Source organism: Mesorhizobium sp. ESP7-2 (genome assembly GCF_020164715.1).
GTDB lineage: Bacteria > Pseudomonadota > Alphaproteobacteria > Rhizobiales > Rhizobiaceae > Mesorhizobium.
On record NZ_JAIUGQ010000001.1, the window covers coordinates 76,793 to 89,982 of the forward strand.

The 13,190-nt window shown below is 62.7% G+C and carries 17 protein-coding genes and 2 tRNA genes; 10 read left to right on the forward strand and 9 right to left on the reverse strand.

Features of this window, described 5'->3' with window-relative positions:
• Positions 1-9 precede the first annotated feature (9 nt).
• Positions 10-888, forward strand: a complete 879-nt coding sequence (locus tag LB543_RS00410; protein ID WP_140812574.1) for an ABC transporter permease — start codon at positions 10-12, stop codon at positions 886-888.
• Positions 889-911: 23 nt separating this feature from the next.
• Here LB543_RS00410 and LB543_RS00415 read toward each other — a convergent pair whose 3' ends face one another.
• Positions 912-2,270 carry a sensor histidine kinase gene (locus LB543_RS00415; protein WP_140812575.1) on the reverse strand — a complete coding sequence of 453 codons (1,359 nt, stop codon included), beginning with the start codon at positions 2,268-2,270 and terminating at the stop codon, positions 912-914.
• Positions 2,271-2,282: 12 nt separating this feature from the next.
• Positions 2,283-2,960: a response regulator gene (locus LB543_RS00420; protein ID WP_140761924.1), complete on the reverse strand. Its 678-nt coding sequence runs from the start codon at positions 2,958-2,960 to the stop codon at positions 2,283-2,285.
• 482 nt (positions 2,961-3,442) lie between these two features.
• On the opposite strand from LB543_RS00420, the gene LB543_RS00425 reads away from it, so the two are divergent.
• Both LB543_RS00425 and LB543_RS00430 read left to right on the forward strand, forming a co-directional pair.
• The gene (locus LB543_RS00425) at positions 3,443-3,670 is read left to right on the forward strand and encodes a DUF680 domain-containing protein (protein ID WP_140761921.1); all 228 of its coding nucleotides are present in this window, start codon (positions 3,443-3,445) and stop codon (positions 3,668-3,670) included.
• 216 nt (positions 3,671-3,886) lie between these two features.
• Positions 3,887-4,129 carry a DUF680 domain-containing protein gene (locus LB543_RS00430; RefSeq protein WP_224612104.1) on the forward strand — a complete coding sequence of 81 codons (243 nt, stop codon included), beginning with the start codon at positions 3,887-3,889 and terminating at the stop codon, positions 4,127-4,129.
• A gap of 152 nt (positions 4,130-4,281) precedes the next feature.
• Here the strand turns inward: LB543_RS00430 and LB543_RS00435 are convergent, their stop codons facing one another.
• The 5 genes from LB543_RS00435 to purM form a co-directional block, all read right to left on the reverse strand.
• Entirely contained in the window at positions 4,282-4,791 is a 510-nt protein-coding gene (locus LB543_RS00435; RefSeq protein ID WP_224612105.1) for a SixA phosphatase family protein, read from the reverse strand.
• A 347-nt stretch (positions 4,792-5,138) separates the two neighbouring features.
• Positions 5,139-5,423, reverse strand: a complete 285-nt coding sequence (locus tag LB543_RS00440) for a type II toxin-antitoxin system RelE/ParE family toxin (RefSeq protein WP_224612106.1) — start codon at positions 5,421-5,423, stop codon at positions 5,139-5,141.
• A gap of 12 nt (positions 5,424-5,435) precedes the next feature.
• Positions 5,436-5,711 (reverse strand): type II toxin-antitoxin system ParD family antitoxin, encoded by a 276-nt coding sequence (locus LB543_RS00445; RefSeq protein ID WP_224612110.1) that lies wholly within the window; start codon positions 5,709-5,711, stop codon positions 5,436-5,438.
• A gap of 52 nt (positions 5,712-5,763) precedes the next feature.
• Complete coding sequence (gene purN / locus LB543_RS00450; protein ID WP_140761902.1) at positions 5,764-6,477, reverse strand: phosphoribosylglycinamide formyltransferase; 714 nt, start codon at positions 6,475-6,477, stop codon at positions 5,764-5,766.
• A complete protein-coding gene (purM, locus tag LB543_RS00455) occupies positions 6,474-7,583 on the reverse strand; it encodes a phosphoribosylformylglycinamidine cyclo-ligase (RefSeq protein WP_224612111.1) in 1,110 nt (369 codons plus the stop codon). The genes purN and purM overlap by 4 nt, the downstream gene beginning before the upstream one ends.
• 209 nt (positions 7,584-7,792) lie before the next feature.
• On the opposite strand from purM, the gene LB543_RS00460 reads away from it, so the two are divergent.
• From LB543_RS00460 to hdaA, 3 genes are all read left to right on the forward strand, one after another.
• The gene (locus LB543_RS00460) at positions 7,793-8,347 is read left to right on the forward strand and encodes a CDP-alcohol phosphatidyltransferase family protein (protein WP_140761896.1); all 555 of its coding nucleotides are present in this window, start codon (positions 7,793-7,795) and stop codon (positions 8,345-8,347) included.
• 79 nt (positions 8,348-8,426) lie between these two features.
• Entirely contained in the window at positions 8,427-9,602 is a 1,176-nt protein-coding gene (locus LB543_RS00465) for an AI-2E family transporter (RefSeq protein WP_224612840.1), read from the forward strand.
• Between the two features lies 1 nt (position 9,603).
• A complete protein-coding gene (gene hdaA / locus LB543_RS00470; RefSeq protein ID WP_224612112.1) occupies positions 9,604-10,308 on the forward strand; it encodes a DnaA regulatory inactivator HdaA in 705 nt (234 codons plus the stop codon).
• Positions 10,309-10,541: 233 nt separating this feature from the next.
• Here hdaA and LB543_RS00475 read toward each other — a convergent pair whose 3' ends face one another.
• Together LB543_RS00475 and LB543_RS00480 are read right to left on the reverse strand one after the other, a co-directional pair.
• Positions 10,542-10,802: a hypothetical protein gene (locus LB543_RS00475; RefSeq protein ID WP_224612113.1), complete on the reverse strand. Its 261-nt coding sequence runs from the start codon at positions 10,800-10,802 to the stop codon at positions 10,542-10,544.
• 144 nt (positions 10,803-10,946) lie between these two features.
• Positions 10,947-11,023 (reverse strand) — tRNA-Pro (locus LB543_RS00480).
• A gap of 124 nt (positions 11,024-11,147) precedes the next feature.
• On the opposite strand from LB543_RS00480, the gene LB543_RS00485 reads away from it, so the two are divergent.
• From LB543_RS00485 to LB543_RS00500, 4 genes are all read left to right on the forward strand, one after another.
• Entirely contained in the window at positions 11,148-11,453 is a 306-nt protein-coding gene (locus LB543_RS00485; protein WP_015318428.1) for an ETC complex I subunit, read from the forward strand.
• A gap of 47 nt (positions 11,454-11,500) precedes the next feature.
• Positions 11,501-11,577 (forward strand) — tRNA-Arg (locus tag LB543_RS00490).
• A 273-nt stretch (positions 11,578-11,850) separates the two neighbouring features.
• Positions 11,851-12,072, forward strand: a complete 222-nt coding sequence (locus LB543_RS00495; protein ID WP_140755748.1) for a hypothetical protein — start codon at positions 11,851-11,853, stop codon at positions 12,070-12,072.
• A gap of 198 nt (positions 12,073-12,270) precedes the next feature.
• A complete protein-coding gene (locus LB543_RS00500) occupies positions 12,271-13,059 on the forward strand; it encodes a GGDEF domain-containing protein (protein WP_140755746.1) in 789 nt (262 codons plus the stop codon).
• Positions 13,060-13,190 lie beyond the last annotated feature (131 nt).

Sequence of the window (13,190 nt, forward strand, 5' to 3'; positions counted from 1 at the left end):
GAGGATACAATGACCGATGCCGCCATCGACATCAGGGCAGGAGGCTTCAGGCCAGGAACCTCGGACGCCGAAATAGAAGCCGCAGCCGCCAAGGCCGCGCAGCATCGCCGCCGCACGGTGATCTTCTGGCGGTATGCCATCCTCATCGTCTTCCTCGCCGCCTGGGAAATCGCCGGGCGCAAGGCCTGGATCGATCCGTTCTTCTACGCCACGCCAAGCGCGATCGCGCAGAGGCTCTATGAGTGGATGACGGAAGGCACGTCCGAAGGGCCGCTCTGGTACCATCTCTATGTCACGATGGAGGAGTCCGTCCTCGGCTTCGTCACAGGCTCGGTTGCCGGCATCCTCATCGGCGTCGCACTTGGCCGCAACCGCATGGCCGCAGACATCTTTTCCATCTACATCAAGGTGATCAACTCCATCCCTCGCGTGGTGCTGGCGCCGATCTTCATCATGATCCTAGGCCTCGGCCTTGCTTCGAAAGTCGCACTGGCCTTCGTCATGGTGTTCTTCGTCGTCTTCCACAACGCCTTCCAGGGCGTGCGCGAGGCAGATCGTGCGATGATCGCCAATGCCCGTATCCTCGGCGCCTCCGACTGGCAGCTGACCCGTTCGGTGATCGTGCCGTCGGCGATGAGCTGGATCTTCGCCAGCCTGCACGTCAGCTTCGGCTTCGCCATCATCGGCGCCATCGTCGGCGAGTTCGTCGGCTCACGCTACGGCATCGGGCTCTTGATCAACATCGCCAAGGGTTCCTTCGATGCCGCAGGCATGTATGCCGCGATCGTCATCATCATGGTGGTGGCGCTGGGCGCGGAATATCTGATGACCATGGTCGAGAACCGGCTGGCGAAATGGCGTCCGCAGCCTTTGCACGAGACGCAGTAAGCAGATCCGACCGGGCAAGGCCCTTAGCCGCCGGCCAATGGCAGACGCACCTCGACCACCAGGCCGCCGGCCGCGCCATCCGCAAGGGTGACGCGGCCGCTGGCATTTTCCACCACCTCGCGCACGATGGCGAGTCCGAGGCCGCTGCCTTCGTCGGTCGCGCCGGCCAGCCGGTAGAAGCGCTCGAAGACATGGTCGCGCTCGTCGGCGGGTATGCCTGGCCCGTCGTCGGTGACCGTCAGCACGGCCTCGCCATCGGCGGCGGCGATCTTGACGGTGACGGTGCCGCCTGCCGGTGTGTAGCGCAGCGCGTTGTCGACGAGGTTGACGATCATCTCCCGCAGCATCGTACCGTCGCCGATGACCGGTACGGCGCCAGTCTCATCGAGACCGAGATCGATGTTGCGATCGATGGCCCTCGGCGCATGGGTTTCCAGCACTTGGCGTGCGGCTTGCGTCAGGTCGATGCGGTCGGCGCGCGGTCGCCGGCTGCCTGGTTCAGCGCGCGACAAGGTCAGGAGCTGCTCGGCCAGCCGCGCCAACCGGGCGGAGCTTGCCTGCAGGGCGACAAGCGCTTCGCGGCGTGCATCGACAGCGGTTTCGCGTAGCGCGTAGCTCGCTTGCGTCGACAACAGCGCCAGCGGCGTGCGCAGTTGATGCGCGGCATTGGCGATAAAACGGCGCTGCGCCGCCATCTGCGCCCGCACCCGTTCCATATAGGCGTTGAGTGCATCGACCAGCGGCCGGATTTCACTCTGCGCACCGGCTACTTCGATGGGATCGAGTTCGCTGCGTTTCGGGGAACGCACCGCGTCGCGCAGCCTGATGAGTGGCGCCAACCCTCGCCGAAGGCCGAGCAGCACGAAGACGCCGGCAATCGCCACCAGCGCCAGTTGCTGGGTAAAGGCGCTGAACCAGAGACGCCGCACCATCGCGTCGTGACCGAAAAGCGTGACGCCGACGGTGACCGATATCGGCGAGTCTTCGCCGGCGCCGACCACCGCGTGCGTAAAGGTCAGCAGCCGCAGCGCCTGGTCGCGATAGGTCGCTTCCATACTGGGGTGTCCGGGCGTGTTGGGCAGCCCGGGATAGCCGGTCAACAGCCGTCCCCCCGCGGCTTCGACACCGTAGTAGACCCTGTCGCGGTCGCCGGTGTCGAACATCTCGAGCGCTGCCGGCGGCACCGTGGCGTTGATCACTCCGTCGGTCATTGTGACCTGCTCGGCGATCATCCGTGCCGATCCGACCAGCATGCGGTCGGTGACCAAATCGGCGGTCGCCAGAGCGTTGCGCTGGCTGGTCCACAGATTGATGGTCGCAAGCCCGGCGAGGGGGAGCACGACCCAGGCCAGCAATTGCAGGCGCAGGCTGTTAGTCCTCATGGCGCCAAATCCTCATGACGCCAGATCATCGTGGCGCAAGAGATAGCCGAGACCACGCAAAGTTGTGATCTGGACGCGCGAGCCTTCAAGCTTCTTGCGCACACGGTGCACATAGATCTCGATGGCGCTTGGATCGGCATCGGTCTCGAAATCATAGATCGCCGCGGACAAGGCGGCCTTGCTCACCGTGCGTCCCGCCTTGATCATCAATTGCTCGAGCACGGCATGTTCGCGCGGCGTCAATGCGAGTGTCTCGCCGCTCAGCGAGAACAGCCTGGTGTTGGTGTCGAAGACGAGGTCGCCGCAGGCAACGACGGGGGCCTTCCGGTCATTGGCGCGGCGCAGTTGGACGCGGATGCGTGCTTCGAGCTCTTCAATCTGGAAGGGCTTCGCCAGATAGTCGTCGGCGCCTTCGTTGAGGCCTTTAACCCGGCCATCGAGGCTGGCATTGGCGGTCAGTACGATCACCGGCACCCGGTTGCCACGCGTTCGCAGCATGCGCAGCACTTCCAGTCCGCCCATGCGAGGCAGCGCAAGATCGAGAATGACAAGCGCGTGGTCGCCGGCGGCAAGCGCATGCTCGACATCCTCGCCGTCATGGACGATGTCGACGACGTAGTTCGCCTGGCGCAAGGTCTTGCCCAGCCAGTCCGCCAGTTCGCGATTGTCCTCCACAAGCAGCAATCGCATGTCTATTGCCGTTCCAGCATCCGCCCGCTCTCGGTCTCAACGGGCCGACTCGGGCTCGATCGTCGATCCCGTTCGCCAATGGGACCCGAAATGAGTATCGATTGCAACACAAGGCAAATGCGGCTTGGCCGCGGCCGGCGATGGTTTTTCGCCGGCTCAGATGCCCGTTTTAGGGTATAAATCGAACCGAACGGTTCGGTTCTAGTTGACGGATTGTACCGCAATCGGTGAACAATAGTCCCCGATCTGCCGACGTTTGCATCTGAGGGATCAACGCTAATAGGCTGAAAACGTTTGATAAATCAGATGTGAAATGCTGCAATGCAATATAGCATTGTCCATAATATGACGAAATACTGCAAAGCCGGTGCGACTGGTAATCCCAGAAGGCCTTTCCCATCTGGGGGTGGTCCGAGCGACGCGAAATCCTCCCAAGGGCACGCCACTAGACGGACAGAACAAAGAAATTCTGGAGTAAATAAATGACCAAGATCGCTCTTACCGCTGCTGCTATCCTCGTTGCCACGGGCACGGCTTTTGCCGGCAGCGACAACTACGGCTCCAACAACGCCAACCAGCCGGTTGCCACCCAGTCGACCTCCAACGTCGACACCCTCCGCACCGGTTCGATCCTGAAGACGGACAAGGCGCAGGCTGACGCCAATGCCAAGGTTCCGGCTCAGTCGGGCCAGGGCATCTGGGGCCGCTAATCCCTTCGAGCATCGCGTGACGACAAAGAGCGGTGGGCCTGGCCCGCCGCTCTTGTTTTTTTGGATGAGCCCAAGGCGTTGGTCGTATCAGCCGATCTTCGCCGCCGGCGGCTAAAAAATCTCACGTTCAGGAATAAACCCAGGCTGCTTCTGGTCCTCTCCTCAGCGGAACCGTCCTCCCAAGACGCCGCCCAACGGATGAACCAGGAGATTGAAATGAACAGACTTGCTCTCGCTGCCGCCGCTATCCTCATCGCAACCGGAGGTGCGTTCGCCGGCAGCGACCACTATGGCTCCGACAATGCCGACCAGCCGGTCGCCCCGGTCGCCGGCGTGGATCACGCCGTCACCGGCGCCGTCGACAACAAGACGAATATGACCGGCCACAAGGCCGCCGACACCAAGATGAAGTCCGCAACCGACTGGCCGGAGCCCGGCCAGGGCATCTGGGGCAACTGATGTCAGGGTGCGACAGGTCTGACCTGCCGTACCCGCTAGAGCAATTCCAGGAAAAGTGCGTAGCGGTTTTCCGTCCGGACTTGCGTGAAAACAAAGGGTTAGAGCGGTTCGGCGATTCCAACAAACACTGAACCGCTCTAGATATCGGATTTCTAGCTCAGATCCTTCGGCCGCAGGCAATGTGTCAGCCGCGCGGACGTCAGGCCGGACCAGTCATCTTCAAGGACGAAGCGCGCGAGAGCCGCTGTCGGAAACTTTTCCTCGAGCCTCTTGCGCGCCTTCGCCTCCGATCCCGGTCCGGCAAGCTGTTTTGCCAGGTCCTCAAGCCCTGGATTGTGGCCGAGAACCACCAGGCAGCCGCTCGACGGGTCTGCTTTGCGTATCTCGCTTAGAATATCCGCCGCTGAAGCATCGTAGAGCGCCTCGGCGAACGCGACCCGGGGATGCACGGGCAGTTCCGCGGCGACCAGCCGCCACGTATCGCGGGCACGCATCGCCGGCGACACCAATGCCAGGTCCGCCAGCCACCCGCGCGCGGCAAGCTCGCGGCCGATCAATCGGGCTGCCGTCAACCCACGTTCATCGAGCGGCCGGTCAAAATCATCGAGGTCAGGATCGTCCCAACTCGATTTGGCGTGGCGTAAGAGGAGCAGCTGTTTCATTGGCATTGCTCAGGACTAGGAAATGTCGGCATTGAAATCCTTGCCATGTCCCCACCATACCTCGCGCCCGTGGTAGCATCAAAGGCTGCCGCCAAGGTACCGAAGATGAACAGGTCTACAAATTGCTCGTTCCGATCCCACCTAACGGCGACATCTGCCTCGGTGATCGCCCACGCGCCTGAGTGAATATGAATGCTGGCGACGATCGGTCCAAACGCCTGGCCCTTGATTTCGCCCAGATAGAAATAGGCCGTGGCGTTTTGTGGCCCTTCGGTCTCGTACTCGAATACACCGGCAAGATCGCCTTTTGTCGGATTGCGCTGTCAAAGACATTCACGGCTTCGATCCTAAAGCAGCGTCGAGACGTCGCGCGCACCATGCACGATGCGCACGATTTCGATCTGTCCTCCGGATGGGCGATAGAGGATTAGATAGTTGCCAATGGTCAATGCTCTGGCGTCGACGCCGATGTCGGGTCTGCGAGGTCCAGATTCGGGAAAGGCAGCAAGCTGCTGGATGCGCTCGGCAATAGCATCCAGAAAATGGTCTGCGGCACGCGGGCTGCCCTCGGCGATGGCAAGCCAGATATCGACAAGATCGTTTTCCGCCGCCGGGCTGCGGATGATCGGCATTCTTGCCACAGGCTATTTCTTGGCGGCTTCAACGAGCCCGCCGCGGGCCTTCCGCTTGATGTCCTCGACATCAAAAGCAGAAGATGGACCGCTCTCCAGCCCCTCCGTCCAAGCCTTGCGCAATCGCTCCACTTCGGCTTCGCGAAGCGGCTCGCGCAGGCGCCACTCGCGGAGCGCCTCGCGGATCACTTCACTTGCCGATCCATAGCGACCGCTGCCGACGGCATCTTTGACCATCTCCAGCAATTCAGGAGAAAGCGCTACGCTGACTTTCTCGACTGTCGTCATTGAACTTGTCTCCTTGATTGGAAAGTAGCAATATTTGCTACCAACCTCAAGGTTAGGGCGTGATCCGCGCCAGATGCTCGAGATCGGCTTCCTCACGCAGCGGGTCGGGCGCCATCACCACCGAGGTGCCGTTGTCGGCATCGTCGGCGAAGTGGGCAAGCACGGCGCGGCCCGCCTCCATGCGCGCCTTGCCTTCGGCCACCAGCCCCAGCGCCAGCGGATAGAGCCGATGCTCGGCCTTCAGCACCCGGGCGGCCAGCGTATCGGCATTGTCGCCGACCATCACCGGCACTGCCGCCTGGGCGATGATCGGGCCGTCATCCATCTCGGATGTCACGAAATGCACCGTGCAGCCATGGATGCGGATGCCGGCGGCCAGCGCGCGGGCATGGGTATCGAGGCCTTTGAAGGCCGGCAGCAGGGCAGGGTGGATGTTGATCATGCGGCCCTGCCATTTCTGGACAAAGCCGGGGGTCAGGATGCGCATATAGCCGGCCAGCGCCACGATCTCGGCGTTGAAGGCCGCGAGTGCCGCGTCGATCGCCGCGTCATGCGCCTGCTTGCTGCCGTGGTTGGCGCGGGAAATGACCTGTGTGGCGATGCCGCGTGCCCTGGCGATGACGAGGCCGGCGGCGTCCGCCTTGTCGGAGATGACGCCGACGATCTCGGCCGGGAAGGCCGGGTCGCTGGCCGCCGCGATCAGCGCGGTCATGTTGGAGCCGCGCCCCGAAATCAGAACGACTGTGCGTTTCCTCCGCGCGCTCATAGGCCGATCGAGCCACGATAGATGACGCCGGCGTCGCGGCGCGGCACGATGCGGCCGATTGGCGTCACCGTCTCGCCAGCCTCCTGCAGCACTGCTGCGACCTGCGCCGCCTGACCCGAAGCGACAGCCAAAATCATGCCGATACCGCAGTTGAAGGTGCGCATCATCTCTTCCGGCGCCACGCCGCCGGTCTTGGCCAGCCAGGAGAACACGGGCGGCACGTCGATGGCTTCGAGATCGAGCTCGGCCGAGAAATCCTTGGGCAGCACGCGCGGGATGTTTTCCGGGAAGCCGCCGCCGGTGATGTGCGCCAGCGCCTTGATGCCATGCGTGTTGCGGATCGCCTTGAGGAGCGATTTCACATAGATGCGGGTCGGCTCGAGCAGCGCCTCGGCCAGCGTTGCCTCGTCGTTGAACGGCGCCGGATCGCTCCACGCCAGGCCGCTGGCGGCAACGATGCGGCGCACCAGGGAAAAACCGTTGGAATGAACGCCGGAGGAGGCAAGGCCGAGCAGCACGTCGCCCTCGACGATGTCGTCGGTCGGCAAAAGCTGCCCGCGTTCGGCCGCGCCCACCGCAAAGCCGGCAAGGTCATAGTCCTTGCCGTGATACATGCCGGGCATTTCGGCGGTCTCGCCGCCGATCAGCGCGCAGCCGGCCTGCCGGCAACCCTGCGCGATGCCGCCGACGATCGCGGCGCCCTGGTCGGGATCGAGTTTGCCGGTGGCGAAATAGTCGAGGAAGAACAACGGCTCCGCGCCCTGCACGACGATGTCGTTGACGCACATGGCGACGAGGTCGATGCCGATAGTGTCGTGTTTTCCCGCTTCGATGGCGATCTTGAGTTTGGTGCCGACGCCGTCATTGGCGGCGACCAGCACCGGATCGGTGAAACCGGCCGCCTTGAGATCGAACAGGCCGCCGAAGCCGCCGATCTCGCCATCCGCGCCTGGCCGGCGCGTCGCGCGCACCAGCGGCTTGATCTTCTCCACCATGAGATTGCCGGCATCGATGTCGACGCCGGCCTCGGCATAGGTGAGCCCGTTTCTGCGCTTGGCCGTTTTGTTCTGGCCCGTTTTATGCTGGCCGGGTTCGCGCTTGCTCATCGCAATGTTCCTGCTCGTTTGCGGGCTCTTCGCATGAACGGTTTCGGTCCGCAAGGATAACGGCCGAACCGGGCGCCGTTTGGTTGACAAAAGCGTGGATAGCCGGGGCATCGCACGCTGCGTCTGCTGCTGGCCCATCCTGCTTCTCCCTTGCCTCGGCCTTCCATCTCCCTCATCTATCTCGAGGCATAATATGGCGGGACAATGCGTTGACCATCCCCAACCTGATCACCATCCTGCGCTTTGTGCTGGTGCCTGCCGTGGTATTGGCCATGTTGCAGGCGCGTTGGGAATGGGCTTTTGCCGGCTTCGTCGTTGCCGGCGTTTCCGACGGTGTCGACGGTTTCATCGCGCGCCGCTTCAACCAGCAGTCCAAGTTCGGCGCCTATCTCGATCCGATCGCCGACAAGCTGCTTTTGGTTTCAGTGTTCATCGTCATGGGCTTCATCGGGCAATTGCCGCTGTGGCTGGTCGTCACCATGGTGTCGCGCGACGCGCTGATCGTGTGCGCGGTCCTGTTGTCCACGGTGATCGGCCATCCGGTCGAGATAAAACCGTTTCTGGTGTCGAAGGCCAATACTGCCATACAGATCGTGCTGGCGGCGGTTGTGCTGGGTGAACTCGCCTTTGCCGTCCATCTCGACCCTCTGCGGCCCAACCTCATATTGCTGTCCTGGGTCTTGACCGTGGCTTCGGCCGCGGCCTATCTCGTGGCTTGGCTGAGGCATATGAGCGGCTATGGCGAAGGCGGTAAACCGGGCTGACAAGCCCAACGACAGCAAGGCTGCCCGCAAGCCGGCCGCCCGCAAAACGATGGCGCGGGACAAGACCGTCGACGACCAGATGGTAGTGGTCGTGCCGGCCGGCGAGACAGCGGCGGAGGCCGAGTCGTCGGCCACGTTCCGCCGGCAGATCTTCTTCTGGCTGGCGGGTGCCGCGATCCTGGCGCTTTTTCTTTATGTCTTCAGCGCCATCCTGCTGCCCTTCGTCGCCGGCATGGTGCTTGCCTATTTTCTCGATCCGGTCGCCGACCGGCTGCAGCGGCTCGGCCTCAGCCGCTTCATGGCGACGGTGGTCATCCTCATCACCTTCCTCATCGTGCTGGTGCTGGCCTTCGTCATCCTCATTCCGGTGTTGGCGACGCAGATGGCCGATTTCGCCGGCAAGCTGCCGGAATACCTGACCCGGCTGCAAAGCCTGATCACCTCCTTTGACCCGAAATGGCTGGAACAGAAATTCGGCGTCAACGCCAATGGCTTGCGCGACGGCTTGAACTCGCTTCTGACCTCGGGCTTCGGCCTGCTCACCACGGTTTTCACCTCGATCTGGAGTTCGGGCGTGGCGCTGGTCTCGGTGGTCAGCCTGTTCGTGGTGACGCCCGTGGTTGCCTTCTACATGCTGCTCGACTGGGATCGAATGGTGGCGGTCATCGACAGCTGGGTGCCGCGCGATAACGTGGCGACCGTGCGTGCCATCGCGCGCGATATCAACACCGCGACTGCCGGCTTCGTGCGCGGGCAGGGCACGCTCTGCCTTGTGCTGGCCGCCATGTATGCCACCGGCCTGACCCTGACGGGGCTGAACTTCGCGATCCTCATCGGATTGTTCGCCGGGCTGATCTCGTTCATCCCCTATGTCGGCTCGTTGACCGGGCTGGTGCTGGCCGTCGGCGTTGCCTTCGTCCAGTTCTGGCCGGACTGGACGATGATCGTCGCCGTTGCCGTGGTCTTCTTCATCGGCCAGTTCATCGAAGGCAACATCCTGCAGCCCAGGCTGGTCGGCAAAAGCGTCGGTCTGCATCCGGTGTGGCTCATGTTCGCGCTGTTCGCTTTCGGCGCGCTGTTCGGTTTTGTCGGGCTTTTGATTGCCGTTCCGGCATCCGCGGCGGTGGCCGTCCTGGTGCGGTTTGCCATCGCCCGCTATCTGGAATCGCCGCTCTACAAGGGCCATGCAACAGAATCAGCGCCGCCATTGCCGGCCGATCGCGGTGGCGGCCATCGCACCCAACCGCGTCGCTGACGTGAGCGCCCAGCGAACAGATCCGCCGCGCCAACTGCCGCTCGATCTCGGCCACGGCACCGGTTACTCGCGCGACGAGTTGGTCGTCTCCGGCACCAACAACCAGGCGGCCGCGCTGGTCGACCGCTGGCCGGATTGGCCAGCACCAGTGGTGGTGCTGGCGGGCCCGGCTGGTTCGGGCAAAACGCATCTGGCCTCGATCTGGCGTGCCCGCGCCAATGCGCTGGCCATCGACGCCGGGCGCATGGGTGACAGCATCGCCAATCTCGGCGCGCGGCCGGCGCTGATCGACGATATCGATAACGGCGTGGTCGATGAGCAAGGCCTGTTTCATTTGATCAATGCCGTGCGCGGCGCCGGCTCGACGCTGCTTTTGACGGCGCGGCGCTTTCCGTCGGCCTGGGGCGTCAAGCTGCCCGATCTCGCCTCGCGGCTGAAGGCGGCGGCAACCATCGAGATCCACGAGCCCGACGATCTCTTGCTCGCCGGCGTCATCACCAAGCTGTTCGCCGACCGGCAGGTCGAGGTCGAGCCGCATGTCGTGCAGTACCTGGTGCGGCGCATCGAGCGTTCGCTGGCAACCGCGATGCGTGTGGTGGAGCGCCTGGATCGCACCGCGCTGGAGCGCAAGATGCCGATCACAAGGGCGCTGGCCGCCGAGGTCGTGAGCGCCATGGACGAGGGGCAGGGCGAATTCGAGATTTGATGGCTTCAGTGTTCCAGCGCTTCTCCGTCTCGACCTGAGTCCCGTTTTGGGAAACAAGACTGGCACCGGTCTTGCAGCGTGAGCTTGCCGGCTGACCCCGGTCCTGATTGCGTTCCAAATCAGGTTGTAGGCTCGCCGGGACGAGGCGGTTGGGGTTCTCGCCCGGCGAGCTTGCCTTCCTTGAATACCGCTCGCCGGGAAATGGCACTGTCAGCCAATGAGCTTGCGGCCAATCACAGCCACATTCTGACGAAATGCCGGACCAACAGATAGACGGCGGAATGCGCCGCGATATAACAGACCGCGACCAGCACGAACATCCCGATGCTGGCCCGCCAGGAACGGGAAGCGGCCATGCCCGGAGCCAGCTTGGCTTGCCTGCGGCTCTCTCGATTGTTCCACATCGCCAGCGCCGCACAGGCGATTGCCCACGCCGCCATGAACGGAATCGCCACGCCCGCATAGGCAAAATAGGCCGGCCCGAACAGCGACACCCATGCATCGATCCCAAACACCGCAAATCCCCCGTTTGACGGAGTTTAAGCCGGCAATGGCGAGGGAAGCGAGCCGGGAAATGGTGAAACCCCGGTACGGGCCTAAGCCCTTCGGCGCAATCGGCATCGCACTTTGAAGAGAAATGGTCGGAGTGGAGAGATTCGAACTCCCGACCCTCTGGTCCCAAACCAGATGCGCTACCAGCCTGCGCTACACTCCGAACGGTCTGTTGCCTATTCATTTCGGTGTTACATGGCAAGTGCAAAAACCTTGCCGCCGGTGCCAATGCGCAGTAATGACGGCCTGGAGGCGGCGATGCCGCCTTGCACAACAAAGAGGTGGCCATGTCCGCGCGCATTTTCAGCCCAGCCAAAACCGCGATGCAGTCCGGCAAGGCCAAGACCGGCCATTGGGTGCTGGAATTCGATCCTGAGATGCGCAAGAAGATCGACCCGCTGATGGGCTACACCACGTCGGGAGACATGAGAAGCCAGATCAGGCTTACCTTCGACACGCGCGAAGAAGCGGTCGCCTACGCCGAAAAGGAAGGGCTTGCCTTCCGTGTCGAGGAACCGAAAGAGACCAAGCGCCGCCAGATTTCCTATGCGGAGAATTTCCGCTATGACCGCAGGACGCCCTGGACGCATTGACCGGCGGCCAGTGCCAAGTATTTCAGCCGGCCCATTGGCCGGCCAGCGGTCCCGTAGCTCAGCTGGATAGAGCACCGGCCTTCTAAGCCGATGGTCACAGGTTCGAATCCTGTCGGGATCGCCAATAATTTCAATGGCTTACGCCGCATGACCTCACGGGGTCAACCATTCCTCACCCTCGGCTGCCAGTGTCGCAACGCCGTGCGGCGAAAGCCTGGAACGGGAGTCCCAGGTCCGTTCGCGCGGGGGCCCTGGAATTATTTCGTGATCTGCCCGGTTGGAACTTCGGCCGAAACCATGCGTTCGGGGGCTTGTATTCGCGGGTCCTCATACAATGCGATGTGGACCGGCGGGGTGGGGCAACACAAGCGCGGGTTGGGGGAGGAGAAACCAGGTTATGTCGAAACGTGAGATTGGAACGTCCCCTGCCTTGGGGCGGCGTATCGCCGAACTCAGGGCGCGAATGCACGATGCCGAAATTTCTGGCCAAGAGATGAAAATTTTCCATAAGGTCGCCGCTATCATGGGAACTGGCGACGGTTCCTTGCAACTGGATGCCGACGACCTGATCGCGGCGTCCTTCGTCGCCGAACGGGTTGGGTCGGCGCCCAGCCGCTGACTTCGGAAATTCTCCCGCACCGAAATGCGGTGAGTAAATTTGCCACAACCGGGGCACGGCCGCCTATTGGGCGTTCGTGCCCCGCTCTCGGCTATGTCATCTTGTCTCCCAGTCATCCGATCTCGAATTGAAAGGAAAGTCTTATCATTTTGTTTGCGTTGGCACGTCATAGTAGGGACGGCTAACGGAGTGGAAGGGATGAAGCTGGACCTGTCGCCGACCAGCTGGGGCAGGGTGATCGCCGTCACCGCCGCCGGCACGGCATTCTGCATTGCCGTGGCGTTTTTCGTCGATTCGTTCAATTTCCCCTATCTTTCGCCCGAGGCGGTCTGGCGCGCGAAGCTGACAGACCTTCTGCTGCCGCTGGTGCTGGGTGGCTCGTTCTTGTTTTTCCTGATGTGGAAGATCCGCCAACTGGCGATAGCCCAGCGCGACCTCAGCGTCATTGCCGCGACGGACAGCCTGACGGCGGTGCTGAACCGCGGCGCCTTCTCGATGCTGGTCGAGGCCTATCTCGAGCAGACCCGCAAGCGGGAAGAGACCCGTTCCGGCGCGCTGCTGATCATCGATGCCGACCACTTCAAGTCGATCAACGACCGCCTCGGCCATGATTGCGGCGACCAGGCGCTCAAACTGATCGCGCAGGCGATCAAGGGCCAGCTGCGCGGCGGCGATATCGTCGGCCGGATCGGCGGCGAGGAGTTCGGCGTGTTTCTTCCCGGTGTCGACCCCTCGCAATCCTGGCTGGTTGCCGAGGGGATCCGCCGACGGATACGCGAAATGGACTTTTCCCCTGGGGGCCGCTCTTGCCCGCTTTCCGTCAGCATCGGCGGCACCAGCTTCAGCGGGCCGACGACCTACGAGGCAATATTCGCCGCCGCCGACAGGCGGCTTTATGCCGCGAAATCGAATGGGCGCGATCAGGTCAGCTTCGATCCGTCGGAAGCCTCCCTGGTGTCCCCACCCAGCATCGCCACCGTGCACTGAGGGCAGCCTCGGCAGCGAGCGGATACTGACCGCTTCCTTGACGCTTGCTTGTCTGTATGCTTCCTCCGGGCAAGTATGGAACGTCGCCAAAAATAGTCCTGCCTCTTAAGTCCCTCGATCGTGCGGTTCGC

Bases quoted from the DNA above. Each gene is read 5' to 3' on its own strand.
- LB543_RS00410 (WP_140812574.1), top strand. From the start codon at position 10: ATGACCGATGCCGCCATCGACATCAGGGCAGGAGGCTTCAGGCCAGGA.
- LB543_RS00415 (WP_140812575.1), bottom strand. From the start codon at position 2,270: ATGAGGACTAACAGCCTGCGCCTGCAATTGCTGGCCTGGGTCGTGCTC.
- LB543_RS00420 (WP_140761924.1), bottom strand. From the start codon at position 2,960: ATGCGATTGCTGCTTGTGGAGGACAATCGCGAACTGGCGGACTGGCTG.
- LB543_RS00425 (WP_140761921.1), top strand. From the start codon at position 3,443: ATGACCAAGATCGCTCTTACCGCTGCTGCTATCCTCGTTGCCACGGGC.
- LB543_RS00430 (WP_224612104.1), top strand. From the start codon at position 3,887: ATGAACAGACTTGCTCTCGCTGCCGCCGCTATCCTCATCGCAACCGGA.
- LB543_RS00435 (WP_224612105.1), bottom strand. From the start codon at position 4,791: ATGAAACAGCTGCTCCTCTTACGCCACGCCAAATCGAGTTGGGACGAT.
- LB543_RS00440 (WP_224612106.1), bottom strand. From the start codon at position 5,423: ATGCCGATCATCCGCAGCCCGGCGGCGGAAAACGATCTTGTCGATATC.
- LB543_RS00445 (WP_224612110.1), bottom strand. From the start codon at position 5,711: ATGACGACAGTCGAGAAAGTCAGCGTAGCGCTTTCTCCTGAATTGCTG.
- purN (WP_140761902.1), bottom strand. From the start codon at position 6,477: ATGAGCGCGCGGAGGAAACGCACAGTCGTTCTGATTTCGGGGCGCGGC.
- purM (WP_224612111.1), bottom strand. From the start codon at position 7,583: ATGAGCAAGCGCGAACCCGGCCAGCATAAAACGGGCCAGAACAAAACG.
- LB543_RS00465 (WP_224612840.1), top strand. From the start codon at position 8,427: ATGGTAGTGGTCGTGCCGGCCGGCGAGACAGCGGCGGAGGCCGAGTCG.
- LB543_RS00485 (WP_015318428.1), top strand. From the start codon at position 11,148: ATGTCCGCGCGCATTTTCAGCCCAGCCAAAACCGCGATGCAGTCCGGC.
- LB543_RS00495 (WP_140755748.1), top strand. From the start codon at position 11,851: ATGTCGAAACGTGAGATTGGAACGTCCCCTGCCTTGGGGCGGCGTATC.
- LB543_RS00500 (WP_140755746.1), top strand. From the start codon at position 12,271: ATGAAGCTGGACCTGTCGCCGACCAGCTGGGGCAGGGTGATCGCCGTC.